At 56.9% G+C, this 22,118-nt stretch carries 15 protein-coding genes; 6 read left to right on the plus strand and 9 right to left on the minus strand.

Going from position 1 to position 22,118, the window contains the following annotated elements; genetic code table 11:
* Nucleotides 1-18: 18 nt before the first annotated feature.
* Nucleotides 19-10,122: a hemagglutinin repeat-containing protein gene (locus AB1748_RS02310; RefSeq protein WP_367395958.1), complete on the plus strand. Its 10,104-nt coding sequence runs from the start codon at nucleotides 19-21 to the stop codon at nucleotides 10,120-10,122.
* Nucleotides 10,119-10,367 (plus strand): hypothetical protein, encoded by a 249-nt coding sequence (locus AB1748_RS02315; RefSeq protein ID WP_288477248.1) that lies wholly within the window; start codon nucleotides 10,119-10,121, stop codon nucleotides 10,365-10,367. The genes AB1748_RS02310 and AB1748_RS02315 overlap by 4 nt, the downstream gene beginning before the upstream one ends.
* 59 nt (nucleotides 10,368-10,426) lie before the next feature.
* Here AB1748_RS02315 and AB1748_RS02320 read toward each other — a convergent pair whose 3' ends face one another.
* The 3 genes from AB1748_RS02320 to AB1748_RS02330 are packed head-to-tail and all read right to left on the minus strand — an operon-like array spanning nucleotide 10,427 to nucleotide 11,238.
* Complete coding sequence (locus tag AB1748_RS02320) at nucleotides 10,427-10,750, minus strand: hypothetical protein (protein ID WP_367395959.1); 324 nt, start codon at nucleotides 10,748-10,750, stop codon at nucleotides 10,427-10,429.
* Nucleotides 10,747-10,971 (minus strand): SymE family type I addiction module toxin, encoded by a 225-nt coding sequence (locus tag AB1748_RS02325; RefSeq protein ID WP_293770711.1) that lies wholly within the window; start codon nucleotides 10,969-10,971, stop codon nucleotides 10,747-10,749. Before AB1748_RS02325 ends, AB1748_RS02320 begins: the two co-directional genes overlap by 4 nt.
* Nucleotides 10,972-10,998: 27 nt before the next feature.
* Nucleotides 10,999-11,238 (minus strand): hypothetical protein, encoded by a 240-nt coding sequence (locus tag AB1748_RS02330; protein ID WP_293770709.1) that lies wholly within the window; start codon nucleotides 11,236-11,238, stop codon nucleotides 10,999-11,001.
* A 355-nt stretch (nucleotides 11,239-11,593) separates the two neighbouring features.
* Between AB1748_RS02330 and AB1748_RS02335 the strand changes: the two genes are divergently transcribed.
* The 3 genes from AB1748_RS02335 (at nucleotide 11,594) to AB1748_RS02345 (ending at nucleotide 13,572) form a co-directional block, all read left to right on the plus strand.
* Entirely contained in the window at nucleotides 11,594-12,295 is a 702-nt protein-coding gene (locus tag AB1748_RS02335; RefSeq protein WP_367395960.1) for a glycosyltransferase family 9 protein, read from the plus strand.
* Between the two features lie 18 nt (nucleotides 12,296-12,313).
* On the plus strand, nucleotides 12,314-12,856 hold the full coding sequence (locus AB1748_RS02340) for a glycosyltransferase family 9 protein (RefSeq protein WP_367396312.1): 543 nt from the start codon (nucleotides 12,314-12,316) through the stop codon (nucleotides 12,854-12,856).
* A gap of 134 nt (nucleotides 12,857-12,990) precedes the next feature.
* Nucleotides 12,991-13,572 carry a hypothetical protein gene (locus AB1748_RS02345; protein ID WP_367395961.1) on the plus strand — a complete coding sequence of 194 codons (582 nt, stop codon included), beginning with the start codon at nucleotides 12,991-12,993 and terminating at the stop codon, nucleotides 13,570-13,572.
* A gap of 231 nt (nucleotides 13,573-13,803) precedes the next feature.
* Here the strand turns inward: AB1748_RS02345 and AB1748_RS02350 are convergent, their stop codons facing one another.
* From AB1748_RS02350 to fdnG, 5 genes are read right to left on the minus strand one after another with little or no spacing between them, the layout of a single operon-like run.
* The gene (locus tag AB1748_RS02350) at nucleotides 13,804-14,415 is read right to left on the minus strand and encodes a glutathione S-transferase (protein WP_111141321.1); all 612 of its coding nucleotides are present in this window, start codon (nucleotides 14,413-14,415) and stop codon (nucleotides 13,804-13,806) included.
* Nucleotides 14,416-14,436: 21 nt separating this feature from the next.
* Complete coding sequence (gene fdhE / locus AB1748_RS02355; protein ID WP_111141320.1) at nucleotides 14,437-15,360, minus strand: formate dehydrogenase accessory protein FdhE; 924 nt, start codon at nucleotides 15,358-15,360, stop codon at nucleotides 14,437-14,439.
* Nucleotides 15,360-16,001 (minus strand): formate dehydrogenase cytochrome b556 subunit, encoded by a 642-nt coding sequence (gene fdoI, locus AB1748_RS02360; protein WP_111141319.1) that lies wholly within the window; start codon nucleotides 15,999-16,001, stop codon nucleotides 15,360-15,362. The genes fdhE and fdoI overlap by 1 nt, the downstream gene beginning before the upstream one ends.
* Entirely contained in the window at nucleotides 16,001-16,897 is an 897-nt protein-coding gene (gene fdxH, locus AB1748_RS02365; RefSeq protein WP_111141318.1) for a formate dehydrogenase subunit beta, read from the minus strand. Before fdxH ends, fdoI begins: the two co-directional genes overlap by 1 nt.
* A gap of 12 nt (nucleotides 16,898-16,909) precedes the next feature.
* Nucleotides 16,910-19,960 carry a formate dehydrogenase-N subunit alpha gene (gene fdnG / locus AB1748_RS02370; RefSeq protein WP_367395962.1) on the minus strand — a complete coding sequence of 1,017 codons (3,051 nt, stop codon included), beginning with the start codon at nucleotides 19,958-19,960 and terminating at the stop codon, nucleotides 16,910-16,912.
* Between the two features lie 438 nt (nucleotides 19,961-20,398).
* On the opposite strand from fdnG, the gene fdhD reads away from it, so the two are divergent.
* Nucleotides 20,399-21,166 (plus strand): formate dehydrogenase accessory sulfurtransferase FdhD, encoded by a 768-nt coding sequence (fdhD, locus tag AB1748_RS02375; protein WP_233499006.1) that lies wholly within the window; start codon nucleotides 20,399-20,401, stop codon nucleotides 21,164-21,166.
* Here the strand turns inward: fdhD and AB1748_RS02380 are convergent.
* Nucleotides 21,163-21,939 carry a DeoR/GlpR family DNA-binding transcription regulator gene (locus AB1748_RS02380; RefSeq protein WP_367395963.1) on the minus strand — a complete coding sequence of 259 codons (777 nt, stop codon included), beginning with the start codon at nucleotides 21,937-21,939 and terminating at the stop codon, nucleotides 21,163-21,165. The genes fdhD and AB1748_RS02380 overlap by 4 nt on opposite strands.
* Nucleotides 21,940-22,118 lie beyond the last annotated feature (179 nt).

A 22,118-nucleotide genomic window follows, 5' to 3' on the forward strand; every position in this document is an offset into this window, starting at 1 on the left:
TCACACGGATGTGACCCCATGAATAAACATTGCTATCGCATTATCTTCAGCCGGACCCATGGTGAGCTCCGGGTGGTGTCAGAACTTGCCCGCAGTTGCAGCACGGAACCCGGCCAGAGCCGTGGCAACGGCGCGCCGCGTCTTTGGGTCACGTTACGCCGCACGACGTGGCTGCTTGGACTGGCGCTGTGTGCCGGGCCAGCACTGGCAAACGGCATTGTGGCGGACAATAGTGCGATGCCCGGTCAGCGACCAGACGTCATCGCTACGCAGAACGGGCTGCCGCAGGTCAATATTACTGCGCCTAATCAGGCAGGTATCTCGCATAACCAGTATCAGCAGTTCGATGTCGCGCAGAACGGTGCCATCCTGAATAACTCCGCAGTGATGACCTCCACGCAACTGGCCGGAATGATTCAGGGCAACCCCAACCTCAAGCCCGGCGCAGCACCGGCGCGGGTGATCCTCAACGAAGTGAACAGCAATAATCCCAGCCAGCTTCGCGGTTATATGGAAGTGGCGGGCGGACGGGCGCAGGTGATTGTCGCTAACCCGGCGGGGATCGTCTGCAACGGATGCGGCACGATCAATGCCGGGCGCATGACGCTGACCACCGGCAAACCGCAGCTCAACGCTGACGGCAGCCTGGCGGGTTATCAGGTTGAACGTGGTGTGGTGCGCATTGAAGGCGGCGGACTCAACGGCGATCCCCGCCATGATACTGAGTATGTTGACGTCCTGGCCCGCGCGGTGGAGATCAATGCGGGCGTCTGGGCCAAAAAGGAGCTGGCGGTGGTGGCCGGTCGCAACCGCGTAAGCGCAGACGCGCAGACGGTCACACCGCTGGCTGACGACGGCAGCGCCAGACCTGAACTGGCGATCGACATGGGCCAGATGGGCGGCATGTACAGCGGCCAGATCCGCATGATTGGCACCGAAGCGGGCGTCGGCGTGCGGAATCAGAACGCTCAGGTGCAGGCGGGTAAAACGCTGGTAGTGAGCAGCGAAGGCAAACTCGTCTGGCAATCAGCGGCACAGGATGGCGTTACCCAGGCCGGTGGTAACATCAGCCTGGCGGCCAGAGATAGCGTTGATTATCAGGGCAAACTCCACAGTGGCGGTCAGCTGACGGTTCAGAGTCGGGAAGGCGGGATTACCCAGTCCGGCACCCTGGCGGCGGCAGGTGATGTGCAACTGAAGGCGGCCCGCAGCATTCAGAGCAGTGGACACCTGCTGGCAGGCAGCGACGCCAGCAGCCAGATTGTGCAGGAAGCCAGTCTGCAACTGGAGAGCCAGGATACTATTCGCGCCAGCGGCAGCCTGTTGAGCAAAAAAGAGGTCAGCGCGCGCGGACGCCGGGTCGATCTCAGTGGCGCTCAGGTTGCCGCCAGCCGCGCCTCTCTGATTGCTCAGGAAGAGGGTGTTGCTGTACGGCAGTCGGTCATCAACAGTGATGAACTGACGATTAATACCGCAGGTGATATCGACGCGCAGCAGGCACAAATCAGCGCCGGACGCTGGCAGATCGATGGACGCAGCCTGTTCAGCCAGCAGGCGGGATGGTCGCAGACCGGAAGTGGCGAAAGCCGCTTTACGTTGTCTGGCGGGCTCGACAACAGCGACGGCTCGATTGAGAGCCAGCAGCTCAATCTGCAGAGCATCTCGCTGAACAACCAGCGTGGCCGGATGGTTGCACTGGATAACGCGGCGCAGCACTGGCGGGTTGAAGGACTGCTCGACAACACCTCGGGTGAACTGGGCAGCAACGGCGATTTGGCGCTTGAGGCAGGCAGCCTGAATAACCAGAGCGGCACCGTCAAAACACAGGCGTCGCTGGCGATCACTGCCCGTGACGCGGTTAATAACAGTCAGGGTAATCTGCTGGCCGGTAATGTGCTGACGCTCAGCGCAGGCGGCGATCTGGATAATCACGCGGGTACCCTGAACGGCGGCCAGCTGTCGCTGAACGCGCAGCATCTGAACAATGTGCAGGGCGAGATCATCAGCCAGCGCGATCTGAGCCTGACAGCAAGCGGACTGGACAACACAGAGGGCAAACTGATTGCGCTGCAGGATCTGAGCCTGACGACGACACAGGGCCTGGACAACCGCGGCGGCTGGGTCGAAGCGGGTCATTATCTTTTGCTCAACAGCGGCGGATTCTGGCAAAACAGCGGTGGGACGGCGCAGGGTGGTGAGCGGGTCACGGCAACGGCAGATCAACTCAATAACGCCAGCGGCCGTTTGCAGTCTGGCGGCGATCTGGTCCTGACCAGCCGCGGCGATATCCTCAACCAGGGTGGCAAACTCACGGCGCAAAACGCCCTCGCGGTCCATGGCTCCTCCGCGACACTGTTTGATAACGATGGCGGGTCGCTGCAAAGTGGCGGCGATCTGCTGCTTCAGGGTGGTGCGCTGAGCAATCGCCAGTCAGGACAGGTGCTTAGCCAGCAGGCGCTGACGCTCAACCTGGCGGGTGACTGGGACAATCAGGGCGGCACCCTGACCGGTAATGGCCGCACGCAGGCAAGCGCTGTGAATCTGTTTAATGCTCAGGGTGCCATCAATGCGCTGGACACCCTGGATATGCAGTTCACCGGTCATCTGGATAACAGCAACGGCCGCATCTTCAGCCGCTTAAGCCAGACGCTTCAGGCGCAGGAGATCGGGAATGCGCAGGGATGGATGGGCAGCCAGGCGCGCTGGACTGCCACGACTGCTGGTTTCGATAACACGGCCGGCAGCGTGCAAAGTCAGCAGCAGACTGAACTCTCAGCAAACTGGCTCAGTAACGCCAGCGGTGTATTGCAGTCGGCTTCTGGCATGGCGTTACGCGTTGCGCAGACTATCAACAACCTGGCGGGTAAAGTTTCTGCTCAGCAGCAACTAACCGTTCAGGGTCAGACCGAAGGCAGCCGTACCGGTAACATAAACAATGCGGGCGGCCAGTGGCTGGCCGGTGAGGGGCTGGCCATCACCGCTGCGCGTCTCGATAACACCCAGGGCGGTCTGCTCTACAGTCAGCGGCAGTCGCGGCTGAATCTGGCCGGGGATCTGGATAACCGGGCCGGTAAAGTGCAGAGCGGCAATGCGCTTCAGCTGGATGCGCAGACGCTGAACAATGCAGGCGGCAGCATCGACAGCCAGCAACAGCTCACGCTAAACCTGCAGGGTTCGTTAGATAACAGCGGCGGCGCGGTACGCAGCAATGGCGGACAGCAGGTTAATGCCGCGACAATCGATAACCGTCAGGGCGTGTTCAGCAGCCGCGAGACGCTAAACCTGACCAGCGGACAGCTGGACAATACCGGCGGCACGCTGATCAGCCAGGGCGCGGGTCTCTACACCATCAATCTGCTCAACAACCAGCAGGGCAAAGTCCACAGCGGCGCTGCGCTGACGCTGGCGGCCGCGCAGCTGAATAACCAGGGCGGACAGCTGGTTGCCACCCAGGATTTAGTGCTGAACGCGACGACGATCGATAACAGCGCGCAGGGGGTGATGAGCAGCCAGGCGGCGGTGTCCTTGCAGGCAGATCGGCTGAGCAACCGCGACGCGGGTCTGATCCTCGGTACTACTCACACCGCCCTGACTGCCCGTGACATTGATAACAGCACCGGACGATTGCAAAGCGCCGGAACGCTTCTGCTGCGGGGCATTGCCCGGCTGGATAACCGACAGGGGCAGATGCTGGCCAATGGCGATCTCGACATCAATGGTGATCTGCCGGCCACCGATTCCCCGCTTGTCCTGCTGAATCAGGGTGGACGGCTGGAGAGTGCGGGCGCATTAAACATCCATGCACAGACCCTCGACAATCGGGGCGGTACGCTGCTGGGCCTGCAGGCTCTGACGCTGACCGCGCAACAGGACTATACCCACCAGGCAGGCGAAACCCTCAGCAGTAATGGCACGGTGACCTTCTCGCTGAGCGGAGCGTTCACGAACCTGGCCGACTGGCTGCTGCCAGGTAATCTGATACTGAATGCCACGGCTATCACTAACCCAGCAATGCTGGTAGGCAAAACGGTGCAGCTCACGGCCGGTGCGCTGCTGAACAGCGGGCGTCTTGAAGCGGACGCCCTGACGCTGAATGTCGACTCGCTGGATAACAGCGCGACCGTGATGGGCGATGAGGTCACCGTGCTGGGTCGGGTTATCGATAACCATGGCCAGCCGGCAGTCATCGCGGCCACCGAAAGCCTGACGCTGGAAGCCCGCGAGCGGCTGAGCAACAAAGATGGCGCCTTGCTTTACAGCGGCGATCGTCTGTCGCTACTCAGCAATGACCTGATTGAGAACCGGGCGAGTTTTATCGAAGCCGACGGTGATATGACACTGGAGGCGCGACGGCTCGATAATCTGCGCGAAAAACTGGTGATTGAGCGCGACGCTGAGACTAATGACTACAAGTGGCATCGATATAACTATTACTGGCGCTCTTACGGCGGAGAGACCAATACGGAACTCAGCACCATGGCGTCAACCACTCAGCAGCTGACCTTCCAGGATGAGGCGGCCGCGCAGAGTAATCCTTACGGCACGCTGCTGGCGATTGACGCTGCAGGCAAACGCGCCCAGGTCCGTGTCATGAACAATCAGGGCGTGTTGACCGATCTGTGGGTTAACTATCTGGCGCTCAACCCCAATGCCGACGGCACCTATGCCATGACGTTCTATGAAACCCGTGGGTTGCGGCAAAAGCACGTCCCAACCCCTTACCAGAACACGGTTTGGCGCGAAGCAAACAGTGGACGTATTGAGCAGTGGGATCCTGAAAAGCATATCGACATCGACAATGCGCCGTTCGTCACTGATTACAACAATTTTCGTGAACGAACTGTAACCGGCACTGTAACGCGTGATCGGCTGGTCAGTGAAGGCATCGGCGCCCGTATCCTGGCGGGTGGCAACATGATCCTGCGCATCACCGGCGCGTTACTCAATGATGCCAGCGTGATCACGGCCAACGGCAATCTGACCGTGGATGGCGGTGGCAGCGTTGATAACCGGGGCTACTCGGTCAATGAGCGCCGTCAGGAACTAATTGTCGATCATTATGACCAGAATACCCATCACTGGTATCCGACCTTCCATTCTGACCAGACCACTGCCCTGGCTACCGTTGACGGCATCATCACCGGCAACGGTAACGTCAGTATCAGCGGAGCGAACATCAGTAACACCACCGTTAATCAGGCGCAGGTTAGCCAGCTTGAGGCAGCGCTGCAGGCGGTCGACGCCGAGCGCGCGGAGTATGAACGCAACCCGCTGGCTTTCACTATGGACGGTGTCGCTCACCATGACGGCGATACAGAGCTTGAGGCGGGTGACGATGCTCGCCCGCTGTTACCGGCTGAGCTGGCGCTGACGGCGCTGCAACAGCTGGAGAAAGTCGCCACAACTATCCCCAATAACGGCCTGTTCAGCCAGCATACCGCGGCGGGCAGTCCGTTCCTGGTGGTCACTGATGAGCGCTTTACGCGTCGGGATAAATTCATCAGCAGTGATTATCTGCTCGAACGGGTGGGCTATGACCCGTCGCAGGTGCATAAACGACTGGGCGATGGTTTTTATGAGCAGCGGCTGGTGCGTGAGCAGGTCCTGAAACTGACCGGCAGGGCCTCTGTTAACGGCTTTGATGCGATGGCGCAGTACCAGGCGTTGATGAACAACGGCTCAAAAGTGGCGCAGGATTTCCATCTGGTGCCGGGCGTGGCGCTGACGCCGCAACAGATTGCAGCACTGCAGCAGGATATCGTCTGGCTGGTCAGCGAAACGGTTGATACGGCGAACGGCCCGCAGACCGTGTGGGTGCCAAAAGTTTATCTGGCACCGGCCACACTGCGCGTGACGGGCGCGGGCGCAGTAATTGGCGGCGGTAATCTGCAGCTCTCAGCGGGCAGCGTGACCAACGCAGGGAATCTCTTTGCGGACAAGGCGCTTTCCGTTGACAGCGGGCAGTTCCTGCACCTGGGCGGCGACATCAAAGCGGGCAGCATTGATGTGAAAGCGGAGACGCTGACGATCAGCACCGATCTGCAGAATGCCCTGCGGCAGGCGACGATGAGCGCTGACGATATCAGCCTCAGCGGCACCGATATCCGGCTACAGGGTGCGAAGCTCAATGCGACCGATAATCTTAGCCTGAGCGCACGCAACAACCTTGAGATCGGTACCGCGAAAAGCAGCCATAGCGGCAGCCTGAACGTTATCGCCGGGGCGATGGGCAATCGTACCAGCCGCGGCATGGAAGAGGCGGGCAAGCGCATGGCGCAGGTCAGCGGCGAGTGGCAGCAGGCGCAGGGCAGTGAGCTTAGCGCCGGTGGTAACATCCTGCTCTCTGCCGGGCGTGATCTGACGCTGACCGGCAGCCAGGCCAGCGCCTCCGGCTCAGCCCGGGTTGAGGCTGGCGGCGACATTCGCATCGGCGCTGAAACCACCACCAACACCACCCATCTTGAGGCCAATAGCCGGACTTCATCGGTCAGCAACAGCCGTCAGGAAGATCGTCTGCTGCTCAGCACCCTGAGCGGTGACCAGGGCGTGGCGGTGGTGGCGGGCAATAACCTGCAGGCCGAAGGCGCGCAGGTTGACAGTTCACAGGGCCAAATTGGCGTCAGTGCGAAGAACGTGACCATTAAGGATGCGCGTGCCAGCGTGCTTGATCAGGACAGCGAGAATAAGCGCGAGGGCAAGACCCGCAGCCATCGCGAGGAGGAAAACTCTCGTGAGAGCAGCACCGGCAGTACCTTCAGCGGGCAGCAGGGCGTAACGGTGATCGGGCGCGAGGGCGACGTTACGGTGACCGGCAGTACACTGCACAGTGAACAGGGCGCGGTCGGGCTGCAGGCGAAGCAGGACATTGTGCTGAATACTGCCACCGAACGGGAGTCGTTCTACAGCGAGGAGCGCTCAGAGAATAAAGGTCTGCTGAACAAAAGCAGCGGCCACAGCGTAACGCAGGACATTACTACCCGTGAGAACGGCAGCCTGCTGAGCGGTGAAAGCGTCACGGTCATCGCCGGGCGCGACCTGACGGTGACCGGCTCGGCGGTTGCCGCCGAGCGGGACGTGAACCTGCGTGCCGGGCGCGACGTGGAGATCGGCGCAGCCACCGAGACCGACAGCCACTATCAGCTGGAGGAAAAGAAAAAGAGCGGTCTGCTGAGCAGCGGCGGCATCGGCTTTACAGTCGGGAAGCAGTCGACCCGCCATGAAATCGATGAGAAAGGTACCACCCAGAGCCAGAGCGTCAGCACCGTCGGCAGCAGCCAGGGCAGCGTAAACATCACGGCGGGCAACCGGCTCCACGTCGGCGGCGCGGACCTGGTGGCGGGGAAAGACCTGAACCTGACGGGCGACAGCGTGAGCATCGACCCGGGCTATGACCAGCGGACGCGCACCGAGAAGACCGAGACGAAGCAGAGCGGACTGACGCTTGCCCTGTCGGGTGCGGCGGGCAGTGCGCTCAACACGGCGGTGAGTACTGCGCAGCAGGCCAGGAAGTCGGGTGACGGGCGGGTCAGCGCGCTGCAGAATACCCAGGCGGCGCTGAACGGGGTGCAGGCGGCGCAGGCGGTTCAGATGGACGGGCTGAACACGGCCTCGGCGGATGCACACAATGCCGCCGCAGGCCGGAGTCCGGGCGATAAAGACTATGAGACGGGCGCGACCAATACCATCGGCGTCAGCGCCTCATACGGCAGCCAGTCGTCGAAAAGCGAGACGCGAACTGAGAGCAGCCGGTCGCAGGGCAGCACGCTGACGGCGGGCCGGAACCTTAACGTCACGGCAACCGGCAAAAACGGCACGGCGCAGAGCGGCGATATCAGCATTACCGGCAGCCAGCTGAAGGCGGGCGGTGATATGAGCCTGGCGGCGTCGCGGGACATCCTGCTGCAGTCGGCGCAGAACACGCAGAGCACCGACAGCAAAAACAGCAGCAGGGGCGGCAGCGTCGGGGTCGGCATCGGCGTGGGTTCAGGCGGCTACGGCATCAGCGTGTCGGCGAGCGTCAATGCGGCAAAGGGCAGCGAAAAGGGCAACGGGCTGACGCACAGCGAAACCACGCTGGACGCGGGCAGCCAGCTCAGCCTGACCAGCGGGCGCGACACCACGCTCACGGGCGCGCAGGCAAATGGTGAAAGTGTGAAGGTGGACGCGGGCCGCAACCTGACGCTGACCTCAGAGCAGGACAGCGACCGCTACGACAGTAAGCAGCAGAGCGCCAGCGCGGGCGGCAGCTTCACGTTCGGCTCGATGACCGGGTCGGCGAACGTGAACGTGAGCCGGGATAAGATGCACAGCAACTGGCAGAGCGTGGCGGAGCAGACCGGGATTTTTGCGGGCAGGGGCGGCTTTGACGTGACGGCTGGTGAACACACGCAGCTGAACGGTGCGGTTATCGCGAGTACGGCAGATGCCAGCCTGAACAGGCTCGACACCGGCACGCTGGGCTTTGGCGACATAGAGAACCACGCGGACTACAAAACCGAACACCAGAGCGCGGGGATGAGCACCGGCGGCAGCATCGGCAGCCAGTTTGAGGGCAACATGGCGAACGGGATGCTGGCGGGGCTGAACGACAGCGGCAGCGCGGAAAGCACCACGAGGTCGGCGGTGAGCGAGGGCACTATTGTTATCCGCGACTCATCGAAGCAGAAGCAGGACGTGGCAGAGCTCAGCCATGACGTGGCGAACGCGAACCCGGGTCTGGAGGTTATCTTTGATAAAGAGAAGGAGCAGAACCGGCTGAAGGCGGCGCAGCTCATCGGGAAAATCGGCGCGCAGGCGGGGGATATCGCCCGGACGCAGGGCGAGATAATCGCGACGAAGGCCGCAAACGATAAGATGTCCGGGACCACGCAGGCCGACCGCGACAGGGCGCTGGCAGAGCTGAAAGCGAAGGATCCGACGAAGCAGTACAGCGAAAGTGACGTTAATAACCAGGTATACAGCAACCTTTATAAGCAGGCGTTTGCGGAGACCGGGTTCGGAACGGGCGGTAAGGTGCAGCGTGCCATCAGCGCGGTGACGGCGGCGGTACAGGGGCTGTCGGGCGGTAGCGTGGCGCAGGCCATAAGCGGCGCGGCCGCGCCATACCTGGCGACGGAGATACACAGGCTGACGGAAGGCAACCCGGAAGCAAACCTGATGGCCCATGCGGTTGTTGGTGCAGTAGTGGCGCAGGCATCAGGTAACTCAGCACTAACCGGAGCGGCAGGTGCAGCAACCGCGTCCGTCGCAACTTCCGTAATAGCGAAAACGTTGTATGGCACGGATGATTACAGCAGACTGAATGAAACGCAGAAGCAGACCATATCAGCTCTGAGCACGCTGGCAGGCGGGCTGGCAGTCGGACTTACCGCAGATAGTGCGGCTTCAGCCGTGGCAGGTGCGCAGGCAGGAAAGAACACGTCCGAGAATAACGACATGTTCAGTCTGCCGTCAGGGCTGAACAGCTACGGTGGCGCAGCCTCAACGCTGGGAATGTCAATGGCAGAAGCAGGAGCGATAACAGAAGAGATCAACGCTGCACTGAGTAAGAATGCGAAAGGTGATCTGCCAGAAGGCGCAAATATCACCAAAGTCATCGTTGACGGTTATAAAGATGGTGTGTTGATTGCCGGTGCAGGTTATATAGGGCCAGCAGCGAGCATTGGGAAGGTTGTGGCGGGCGCAACGATAGCGGAAATAGCAAATGGCACCTATCAGTGGATTGATATAAACAGTGAAAAGAATCAGAGCCTGCCTGAAAATCAGCAAAAGACATGGGATTACTGGGGAAGTGCTTCTGCGGCTGTAACTGGTGCGTTAGCACCAGGCCGTAACGTCTGGCAGAATGTTGGGATAGCGGCAGGTGGTGCAGTGTTTACTGATGGAGCTGATACTGGATCGATTGGTATCGCAGCAGGTGGCGCTGGACTGGGCTGGGGATTTGGTGAATATGCACCAGGGGTAGTTAGTTCAATAACAGGAAAGGAAGCTCCTGGATTCATATTTGATGCTATCGGCTCACTTGGGACAGAATTTTTAGGTGGATATACAAAAGATCTCTTGAATACACCGGCTCCGCAAAAGTCCTCTGAATCTGAAAAAGGAAATGAGGGTGGAAAATGATCGCCTATATCAAGCTTGTAATTTATTCTTGTGTTTTTTGTATACTGGTCTGTTTTATTTTAGGAGCTGGTGCATCGTTCATTGTATATATTAAGAATGGATATTTCTTGATACCTGATGGACAGATTAAGAGAGCTATTATTTTTGGTTGTATTGCAGGAACAGCGATTACATTAGCCTCAATAGTTTTTAATCTGATCGATAAGTACAAATCGCGTAAAACTCCCCCATCAGATCCTGAATAATCTTCTGAAGTCCCGGCCGTTGCGCCGGGATTTTTGCTTTAAGCCCTGAATCCTCTCGCTTACCTCCGCTGCAACCGAATCACGCCGGGCGCAGCGGTAATCTCGAGCTGTCCCGCCTCAGTAATACCGAAACCGGTCAGCCAGCTGCCGCCGATAATCACCCCGCCGTTCTCCCGCACCCAGTCCGCGCCCAAATCCTGCCACTGCTGGCTGGCTTCGCAGAGTTCTTTCCACTCCGCTTCATCGGTCACGGTGGTCACTGTCAGCGCGTTATCCCGCAGCATCAGCCGGATTGGTGTGTCGGTGGTAAATCCGGGTGCCGCCAGCTTGCCGCCAGCGATAGTCAGTTCCGGGATGGGTTCCTGAATAAAAGTGATGTTCATACGTTCTCCTCCATGATGTGCATGATGCGGATAATCAGCTGACCCTGTTTGGCAATGATGCTGACCGGCTGTCCTTTAATAAATCCCCACTGTTCCAGCCATCGCCCTTTGATGGTCAGTTGAGGCAAGGGATTTGGTCTGCCGCCGTTGGGGCGATATCCGACGATGCTTTTGCGTGCTTGGGATGTGACGGGTTCTGACGTAGAATCTGTTCCAGCCATAATTAACTCCTATCCAGTTAGTCGTGGTCAGCGGGCTGCTGGTGTTCCACCACCTTCAGCCCGCGCTAATAATCTCTCGTTACGCGCTTCCTTTACTGTTTTCTCCTGTTCAAATATACACCGTCTGCTTTGTAAACTCGCTGAAAGCTTCGGAATAGATTGCGAGGCATCTCTGAAAAACGGATTTTTTTCGATGGATAATACTATCTCCAAAAGCGTTTTTCCCGCTGCTATGAACGAAATAAGCATGCAGTTAATAAAGATCATGGTTTCCCAATTTTTTAATTAATTCTCTTTAATTAAATAATTAATCACAATTCAGCATTGGTTATCTGTAAGTGAAATTCTTATATATGGCAACCTGAATTGCCATATCGTAACGTATGATGCAGTAAAGTGTATTTGGTTAAAAGTTGATAGGTATCTATATCAAAATCCCAACCAGCGATGTTAGATGAATGATAATTCTATGAAATAAAAAAGGGTTATTATATGGTCTAAGCGTTTTCGGGTGTTGTAGAATTACACGCTTATTGGAAATTTTATATATACATAAATAGCTGCTCATTTATGATGTTTGGGTATCATGAAAATGATGTACTCAGGAAGCAGGAGGGGCGAAATGAATAAGGATGTGAGGATCACGGTATCAACGGGATCATTCAAAAAAATACGCGAGTGGAACCGAAGAAAAAATTACTATCTCAAAAAGGTGAAGCTCGAAGCAAGAATCTCAATTGCAAAGCTTCTGTGGGATAAACGTGCAAAAGTATCCTTTAATCCTGACTCTGTGAAAACCATATTGCTTGTTCGCAATGAAGGCAAAGTGGGTGATATCATCGTTTCGACCCCACTCATCAGGTCGCTTCATCAGGCTGGCTATGCAGTTGATTTGCTGGTAACTGAAGCCTGTTACGACGTAATAAAATACAACCCTTTTATCAGGCATATTTATAAAGCGAGAAATTGCACTTATAACCATTACCTGAAGTCTTTGAATCATACCGTTTCAAAGGCAACGATAAAGATGCTAAATAGAAATAAATATGATCTGATTATCGACCCTTCTTTATCCGAAATGCCGGTGCATCGGATGAAACTGTTTAATGATATCAATGCGAGGTTCGTTATTGGGTTAAATAAAAAACCTGATATCGGCCATTACACCGTTTCAGTTCGTTTTAAAAATAAAAAGCAGCACGTTACAGAATTACTGTCTTTGTTCAGCAAAATTGTTGGTGTTAAAGATAAAGGCAGCGCCGATTATAGTTTGTATTTTCCTGATGGTGTGCTTGATGAGGTAAAATTTTTTCTTGATCCCTGAAAAAACAAAAAAAAGATTATTGTTAATGCCTTTGCAGGTACGCCAGAAAGGAATTTCTCACAACAGCAATTGCTGGAGCTTGTTCATCTCGTTAATAATAAAGGCAAACAAATAAAGTTAATTATTCTGGATCATCGTAACGAATTACTGGTACCGCTTCCTGATGGTGTTGTAAAAAACCCCTTTTGTACGTTGCATCATGTGATGGCATTAATTAAAGAATCGGATGTGGTCATAACACCTGATACTTCGATAGTACATATCTCTGCTGCGTGGAAAAAACCACTCATCGCCGTTTATAAAAATTTACCTGATAATAATATGTGGGCACCAGGGTATGAAAACGCAAGCCGCATTATTGTTCATGATGATAAAACATGCGAGGCTGATAATGTTCCTGAGCGTATTGTTAACGAGATTGTCCGCAGGAATTTATTAAGCAGGCATGAGATGAAATCACCGGAATCCGTATCGGTGATCGCGTTGAAAGAACCTGTTTGTTCGCACGGTTATCAGGCTCCCGACCACTGTATCGGTTCCTGCGATCAGCTCTGTTGCTGACCAGCAGATAAAGCGTCCTACTGTGCCAGACACCATTACCCCATTATAAAAGTTAGTTGCTTAAAATAAATTTTATTTAAAAATTTTTAACTAAAAAATAATTTAACAGTCCGATTGTCAAAGGAAGGATCAAAATGCATGGAAGCGGTTTTGTTTCAGCTTATGAAAAGGGAAAGATTAAGCGCTATTTATTCCTCGCCGTTTTTTTTACCATATTTGCAGCATGGCTATGGTATCTGATGTGGGCAGATGGCGTCGCAAGACGTGTTGTATTAATGAAAAGTGTTCCTGAGTGGACAACATATGTTACTGTTGCATCAATTTTGGGTCTTATCTTTTCGGGGCTGGCTGTTTATTTCAGACCAGTTGGTGAATCAGCGACCTATGTACTGAAAGCTTTTGGGTGTGGGTTTTCTGTTGGTTTTATTTGCATTCTGAATTGTTACAGTGTCTATGTTTATATCGCGCCTGGTAAGATTATTCAGTACGAGTCTGAATATGAGGTTACGTTTCCAGGTCCGGCAGTTGGTAAATATAGCCATTGTGAGGCTGGCTTGTGGATTGAAGATGCTCATACGAAAAGATGGCTTCAACTTTGTACAAATCGTACAAATTTATACAATGACAGGAAGCAAGGTATGACTAAAGTGTGGGTGACTGCTCATACTAATAAATTAGGGTCTTATATTATAAATTATCAATTTACTTATGATTAGTTTTTAATAAAATTTATACATATTAATTATTTTTTATAATTCCGGGTGGCCGGAGGGATAGTTGAAATTTTTGAGGGGAAATCCAGGTGCAGGAATGAATGTAATCAATTAAATATAATTTTTACTTATCTATAACCTGGCACTAGACCTCCGCTGACCTTAATTAACACATGACCCTAACATGCAGCCAGACACCATTGTCCCTTTTAATGGTTCTGGCTCTGGACACCCTCACGCCGCAGGCGGCGTCGTCATTGCAAAGCTCTCGCGCTGGAACAGCGTTTCCGCCAGTTTCACCAGCGCCGGACGTTCAACACACCAGTTGGGCACCACGCGGCGGAAATTGAGGTAGCCGATCATGCAGCCGGTAGCGATATCCGCCAGATTGAGCTGGCCGTTATTGAGCCATTTTCCCTCTGCCACCTTCGCCTCCAGCATGTCCAGACTGCGCTGAATCTTTTCCCGATGACGCAGCAGCACCTCTTCTGACTGACGATCGCCCGGACGCAACTGCTCGCGGACGATTACCAGCGCGGCATCGCAGATGCCATCCGCCAGCTTCTCCATCTGGCGGATGTTAAGTGACGCCAGCGGATCGGCTGGCAGCAGGTGCGGTTCCGCGCCGCGCTGCTCCAGAAATTCCGCGATGATGCCGGAATCGAACCAGATTTGCTTATCATCAGCGACCAGCGCCGGGACTTTGCCCAGCGGATTGTAGTGCGGCACATGGCTGTCATCGCTGTAAGGCGATGCGTTAACGAATTCAAACGTAATGCCTTTTTCCAGCATGATGACTGAAATCTTTCGCACAAACGGACTGGTGTAGCTGCCAATAAGTTTCATCGGGTTCTCCGGAGTCAGTGACTATTCGCCAGGAAACATAAAGGGATTGAGACTACTGCGCGCGAAGCCTTCCTGCTCCATTCTGGCATCCAGTATCAGCGACGCCAGGTCATCCGCCACCGGTTCAATGGCCGGATCTTTCTCCTGATAGAGCATCTTCAGATAGGTGCCACAGTCGCCGCAGCTCTCGGCCTTCACGGCCGCCTGTTCGCTTTCGAGCGACCAGTAGTGCAGATCCCGGGACTGTTCGCACTGGGTGCATTTGCTGCGTACCACATGCCACTCACTCTCGCACAGATTGCAGTGCAGATAGCGCGCGCCTTCGTGGCTGCCCATGTGCACCACGCTGGCGACCGGCATACTGGCGCAGACCGGGCAGAACTGGCGCTGCTCGCCCATCTCCGCCCGCGCTTTGCCGGGGATCAGCGCGGCCATCTGTGCCCAGTAGAGCGAGAGGGCTGCCCAGATAAAGGGCGCTTTATCGCTGCTGACCTGCGCATACTCGCCGGTAAACAGGGCGCTGGCCAGCGTCTCCAGCTCCGTGGCAGAGGCCTTTTCCAGATTCTCCAGCACCGCCAGCGCCTGGCCGCTCATCTCCGGCTTCAGCTCGGCAATCAGCGAATGGAGCAGCCGCTGCCAGTGCGGATCACGCGGCAGGGTGTGAATATTGAGCGGCGGCTTGCCCTCGCGGGCGCTCTGCGTCAGCCGGGCATGAAGATCCATGTGCAGCGGATGGTCATACAGCACAATCTCCTGCGCTTCCGCGATCGTCGCCGCGAAGCGCAGATAGTCGCCGAGTGGATTTTTCGCCGCCAGGTCGCGCAATCGCGCGGCACGGCGGCTGTATAAATTTTTCAGCCGGGGAAAAAGTAACGGCGGAATCATCTCCGCCGTTGTTTTTTCGCCTTTCTCCAGCTGGTCCTGCGGGATTATGCGAATACTCATCAGGGGCGTTTTTCCTGTTTTATTGGCCGGTTACGCTGCTCACGGTACCACCGGGGATGATGCTGTCTGGCCCATTCGGCGCTGACCCAGCCTTCCACCATCGCGGTCAGGGTCCCTTTGACCCACAATGCAGCATAAATGTGCACCATAATGACGATGATCAGCGCCACCGCAGAGACCGAATGCACAATCAGCGCCAGACGAATCAGGGGAATGGCAAAGGCATCCGCAAAGTAAGGCCGCCAGATCACAATACCGCTTACAAGCAGCAACACTAAGCTGATGATAGCAGCCCAGAACACACACTTCTGACCAAAGTTATATTTACCGGTATCGCCCACCTCTTCATTCAGCGCAATCCGATGAATGTTTCTGGCCCAGTAAAGGTCATCGCGGGTGATCAGATTATGTTTCCAGTAACGCAAAAACATCAGCATAAACGCCGCAAACATCACTACGCCGGTGAAAGGATGCAGGATACGCGCCAGTTGTGGCGTGCCGAATATCTGCATCAGCCAGTTAAAAGAGGGGAAGAAAAACCCTAACCCGCTTAACGCGGCCATGACAAAGCAAATCGCGACAATCCAGTGATTGATGCGTTCGGGTGCGCGGTAACGCACCAGATGATCGGGCTTTTTCATTATTGATGCTCCTCAGGCTGATCGCTGTTGTCGTCATGCTCCGTGACGCGATTCGGGCCCACGCCAACATAGTGGAAAATTGATGCGGCAAACGTCGCGGCAAAACCCACTGCCGCCAGCGGTTTCCAGATCCCTTTCCAGAAGGTCACGGTCGGGCTGATGCCCGGATTCGCCGGCAGCCCGTGATAGAGCTGTGGCCTGTCAGCGTGATGCAGCACATACATGACGTGGGTGCCGCCCACGCCTTCCGGGTTATAGAGACCGGCATTTTTAAATCCGCGTGACTTCAGCTCCGTGATGCGCGCTTCCGCCAGCGTCAGCATGTCGCTTTTGCTGCCGAAATGAATGGCTCCGGTCGGACAGGTTTTCACGCAGGCGGGTTCCTGGCCGACGCTGACGCGATCCACGCACAGGGTGCACTTATAGGCGCGGTTATCCTCTTTGTTGAGCCGTGGCACGTTGAACGGACAGCCCGCGATGCAGTAGCCGCAGCCGATGCACTGCTCAGACTGGAAGTCGACGATGCCGTTGGCGTACTGGATGATGGCGCCTGCCGACGGGCAGGCTTTCAGGCAGCCGGGATCGGCGCAGTGCATGCAGCCCTCTTTGCGGATCAGCCAGGCCAGCCGGCCATCCTCCTCAACTTCCGAGAAGCGCATCACCGTCCAGGATTTGGCGCTGAGGTCGACAGGATTGTCATAGACCCCGATGTTATGCCCGACCTCATCGCGGATGTCGTTCCACTCCGAGCAGGCCACCTGGCAGCCTTTGCAGCCGATACAGGTGGTGACGTCGATCAGTTTTGCCACCTGACGCTGGTGATCGCGCGCCTGCGGCGGTGGGGTAAAGCCATTGGTCGCCGAGCGACGGATAATATCTTGTGATTGATAAGCCATTGTCATCCACCGTTACGCTTTTTCGACTTTTACTAAGAATCCCTTGTACTCCGGGGTCTGCGAGTTGGCATCGCCGACCGACGGCGTCAGCGTATTGGCCAGGAAGCCCTTCCGCGTGGTGCCTTCAAAGCCCCAGTGACAGGGAATGCCCACGGTGTCGACCGGTCTGCCATCAATCGTCAGACGCTGCAGACGACGGGTGACCACCGCTTTAGCGTTGATATAGCCACGCTGCGACGTGACTTTGACGCTGTCACCGGCGCGGATCCCTTTCTCCTCGGCCAGTTCGGTGCCGATCTCAACAAACTGCTCCGGCTGCGCAATCGCATTCAGCAGGGCATGTTTGGTCCAGTGACGGAACAGTTCGGTGATGGAGTAGGTGGTGGCGACACAGGGGTAGTCAGCGGCCTTGCCCAGCCGGGCGGCGTCGCTGCTGAACAGCCGGACGACCGGACTGTGGCGCTGCTGCGGATGCAGAGGGTTATCGGCGAGCGGGCTTTCCATCGGCTCATAATGTTCCGGGAACGGGCCGTCGGCCATTTTATCGAGCGCAAACAGATGACCCAGGCCATCGGGCTGCATAATAAAGGGACCGGCCTGCTTCTGTGGCGACAGGGTGACCGGATAATCTGGCACGTCGATACCCTGCCAGCGCGCGCCATCCCACTCGATCAGGCGACGGGCGGGATCCCAGGCTTTGCCCTGCGCATCCGCAGAGGCGCGGTTGTAGAGAATGCGGCGGTTAGCAGGCCAGGCCCAGGCCCAGCCGGAGACCGCACCCAGCCCCGACGGATCGGCGTTGTCGCGCCGTGCCATCTGATTGCCCTCCTGCGTCCAGCTGCCACTGTAAATCCAGCAGGCGCTGGCGGTGGTGCCGTCGTTACGCAGTTCAGCGAACCCGTTGAGCTGCTGGCCTTTTTTCAGCAGCAGCTTGCCGCTGGCGTCATAAATATCGGTCAGCGCCTGGCCGTTGCTCTCCTGCGCGACCTCTTCCGGCTCAGGATTGTAGGGATCGCGGTAATCCCAGCGCATTGCCATCAGCGGTTCCGGCGCGGCGCCGCCCTCCAGACGATAGAGCGCGCGCAGCCGCATAAAGAGGTTGCCGAGAATTTTACCGTCGTGCAGCGCCTCCGCCGGTGGCTCGGCGGCCGCCCAGTGCCACTGCAGCCAGCGCGATGAGTTCGCCACCGATCCCGACTCTTCCGCGAAGCAGGAGGAGGGCAGGCGGAACACTTCGGTCTGAATGGTCGACGGGTCGACATCGTTAAACGCGTCGTGATGCTGCCAGAAGCTGGCCGTCTCCGTGCGCAGCGGATCGATCACCACCATATATTTCAGGCGAGAAAGTGCGCGGACCGCTTTGTTTTTATCCGGGAAGGCCGCCAGCATGTTGAAGCCCTGAATCAGACAGCCGTTCAGCGCCCCCTGCTCCATCATCTCCGCCTGCGCCATGCAGTCGTAGCTTTTATCCCACTTCGGCAGCCAGTCGTAGCCCCACTGATTCTCTGCCGTGGCCTTATCGCCATAGAAGCTCTTCATCAGGCTGACGAAGAATTTATCGGTGTTCTGCCAGTAGTTGACCTGTTCCGGCAGGGCCGCAGCCGGTGTGGCCTGCTGCAGGTAGGTCGTCAGGGTGGTCATCTTCTCGGAGGGCAGTGGCAGATAACCCGGCAGACTCTGCGTCAGCAGACCGAGATCGGTAAAGCCCTGCACGTTGGAGTGCCCGCGCAGTGCATTGATCCCGCCGCCTGGCATCCCGATGTTGCCCAGCAGCAGCTGGATCATCGCCGCCGTGCGGATAATCTGTGAGCCATTAGTATGATGGGTCCAGCCCAGCGCATAAAGAATCGTCGCAGTGCGATTAGGAACGGAGGTGGAGGCAAGCTGTTCACACACCGTCATAAAGGCATCCTGCGAGGTCCCGCACAGGCGCGTCACCATGTCCGGGGTGTAACGGCTGGCATGGGCTTTCAGCAGGTTCAGGACGCAGCGCGGATGCGTGAGGCTCTCATCGCGGCGGGCAAAGCCCTTTTCATCCAGCTCATAGTGCCAGCTCTGGCGGTCGTACTGACGGGACGCGGCATCGTAGCCGCTGAACAGGCCGTCGCTGAAGCTGAAGTCCTCTTTGACAATCAGGGCGGCATTGGTAAAGGCGCGCACATACTCCTGCTGGATCTGATTGTGCTGCAGGAGATAGTTGACGATGCCCATCAGGAAAACCACGTCGCTGCCCGCCCGCAGTGGCGCATAGTGATCGGCTACCGCCGCTGAACGGTTAAAGCGCGGATCGACCACGATAACCTGGGCGTTGTTATGGATTTTCGCTTCGATGACCCACTTAAACCCCACCGGATGTGCTTCGGCGGGGTTGCCGCCCATAATCATCACTACGTTGGCATTTTTAATGTCATTCCAGTTGTTGGTCATCGCTCCGCGACCAAAGCTCGGCGCGAGTGCGGCGACAGTCGGGCCGTGACAGAGGCGCGCCTGATTTTCCAGCGCCAGAATCCCCAGCGCCCGGGCAAATTTCTGATCGAGCAGGCCGGTTTCATTGCTGGCGGCGGAAGAGCAGAGCATAGAGGTGGTCGGCCAGCGGTTGACCGTCACGCCCGCCGCATTGGTGGTCTGGAAATGGGCATCGCGGTCCTGCTTCATCAGCCGGGCGATGCGATCAAAGGCTTCTTCCCAGCTGATGCGCTGCCATTTATCGGAACCGGGCGCACGATATTCCGGATATTTCAGTCGCTGCTCGCTGTGAATAAAGTCGAGCACGCCCGCCCCTTTCGGGCAGAGCGATCCCCGGCTGACCGGATGATCAGGATCGCCTTCGATGTGATAAATCGAGGCGCTGGCATTCTTCGCCCCATCGCCCAGGCTGTAAATCAGCATGCCGCAGCCGACCGAGCAGTAGGTACAGTTATTGCGGGTTTCTCTGGCGCGGATGAGTTTGAATTCTCTGACGCTGGCTAAGGCTGTGGTGGGGGCAAAACCGAGTAGCGCAGCACTGGTTCCCGCCAGGCCGCCTGCACAGATTTTAAAAAAACTCCGTCTGTTTATTTGCATTTTCGTTCTTCTGTATCGGCTCCATTGCGAAGCCCTGCAAAATAACAGTCTTATCTGCGTCTAAGTTGACCAGGGTCAACAGGTTAGTCATTAGTAATTCATTTCCTACATTTTGTTAAAAACCCTCGACAGTGAAGGGAAGTTGCAAGCAGATTTTCAGCGGCCGCCACGGATTACTGTTGTTATATGCTTACTGATGTTATGCCTGAAAAATGACCCTTCTCATTTTCTGCACCAGCGGGCGCGCCAGCCCGCTGCGACGGTAAAACCGCATGAATTGCCCCGCGGTTTATTTGCGCAACCCGGGGCTTAGAGGCAGAATCAGGACGCGGCGGAATACGACGCTGAATTTCATCATTTATTAACAACAGGTCATATTTTTTGAAAGCTATCCAGCCTGACTCAGGCGAAGATTTAACAACTCAGGCCGGTGTCAGCATGACGCAGGTGTGGCAGCGTGACGATCTGACGGCCGCCCGTTCAGACTGGCTGGCGGACGAAGTGCCGGTGGCGCTGGTCTATAACGGCATCTCTCACGTCGTGATGATGACCACGCCAAAAGATCTGGAGGCGTTTGCGCTGGGCTTTTCGCTCTCGGAGGGCATTATCGATGCGCCCGGCGACATTTTTGGTATGGATATCGTGCCGGGCTGCGACGGTATAGAGGTGCAGATTGAGCTTTCCAGCCGCCGTTTTATGGCCCTCAAAGCGCAGCGCCGCGCCCTGGCAGGGCGGACGGGCTGTGGCGTCTGTGGCGTTGAACAGCTGGAACAGATCGGCAAGCCGCTCTCGCCGCTGCCCTTTACCCAGACTTTTGCGCTGGACAGGCTGGATCGGGCGCTGGGCGAGCTGAAAGCGTATCAGCCGGTCGGCCAGCTTACCGGCTGTACCCATGCGGCCGCATGGATCCAGCCCGACGGTCAGCTGGCCGGGGGCTGCGAAGATGTGGGGCGCCATGTGGCGCTGGACAAGCTGCTGGGCTATCGCAGCCAGGCCGACTGGGGGCCGGGCGCGGTTCTTGTCTCCAGCCGCGCCAGCTATGAAATGGTGCAGAAGTCCGCCATGTGCGGCGTGGAAATCCTGTTTGCCGTCTCGGCGGCGACCCGCCTGGCGGTGGAGGTCGCTGAGCGCTGCAACCTGACGCTGGCCGGCTTCAGCAAACCGGGCCGGGCCACCATCTACAGCCACCCTCAGCGGCTGCGTTAAACCACCATTACCTCCGGCAGTTGCTGCTGCAACGCCGCAAGGGCGGCACCGTCGCCGCCGCCACCGTCGGTAATCAGCAGAGAGATCGCCTGCGGTGGCGCATAGACCGTGCGGCTGACCACGCCCAGCTTGCTGTGATCGGCCAGCAGATAGCAGGATGCAGACTGCTGCACCATCGCACGCGCAATCGCCGCTTCGTGCGGATGAAAGCTGGTGGCCCCGCTATCCGCCTCCACGCCCACCGGCGACAGCAGCGCAATATCGGCACGGTAGCGCATAATTTCGCCGACGGTGATTTCGCCGCGCGTCTGCTGTGCGCCCGCAGACATGCTCCCGCCCAGCAAAATAATCTGATTGTTCAGCGTCTGATCTTCCTCTCCGGCGCTCAGGGCCAGCGCCGCCTGCAGGCTGTTGGTGAGGATCGTCAGGCCGGAAAGGGCGTGCAGCTCCTCTGCCAGAAACGTGGTGGTGCTGCCCGCGTCCAGGAACAGCGTCTGTCCGGGCTGCAGCAGCTGCGCAGCTGCGCGGGCGATAGCGCGCTTCTCACGGGTCTGCTGGCTGCGGCGCTCAGTAAGTGGCGGTTCGGCTGGGGTTTCCAGCGCCACCAGCCCGCCATGCACCCGGCGCGCCAGCCCCAGCGCTTCCAGCTCAATCATGTCCCGGCGCGCGGTTTCGCGAGACACCTCCAGCTCCCTGATAATGCGTTCGGTACTCACCTGGTTAAGCCGGGTCAGTAAGGCACAGATACGGTGAAGACGCATTTCCTGCAGCATAGTGGTTTCCTTATAAAGCGCGAAGAGCACGGATAATACGCCAGTCGGGCGCTGGCGTCCGTCTGAATCGGGGGCCAGCTTAGCGCGACTCCTTGCCGCCGTCATGTGTATTTTATTGCATTTGTGTATTTTGTTGCATTTTTGGCGCAGGCAGGCATGATAAGGGCATCCGCTCTTCC

Origin of the sequence: Pantoea sp. Ep11b, from assembly GCF_040783975.1 — a bacterium.
Classification (GTDB): Bacteria; Pseudomonadota; Gammaproteobacteria; order Enterobacterales; family Enterobacteriaceae; genus Pantoea.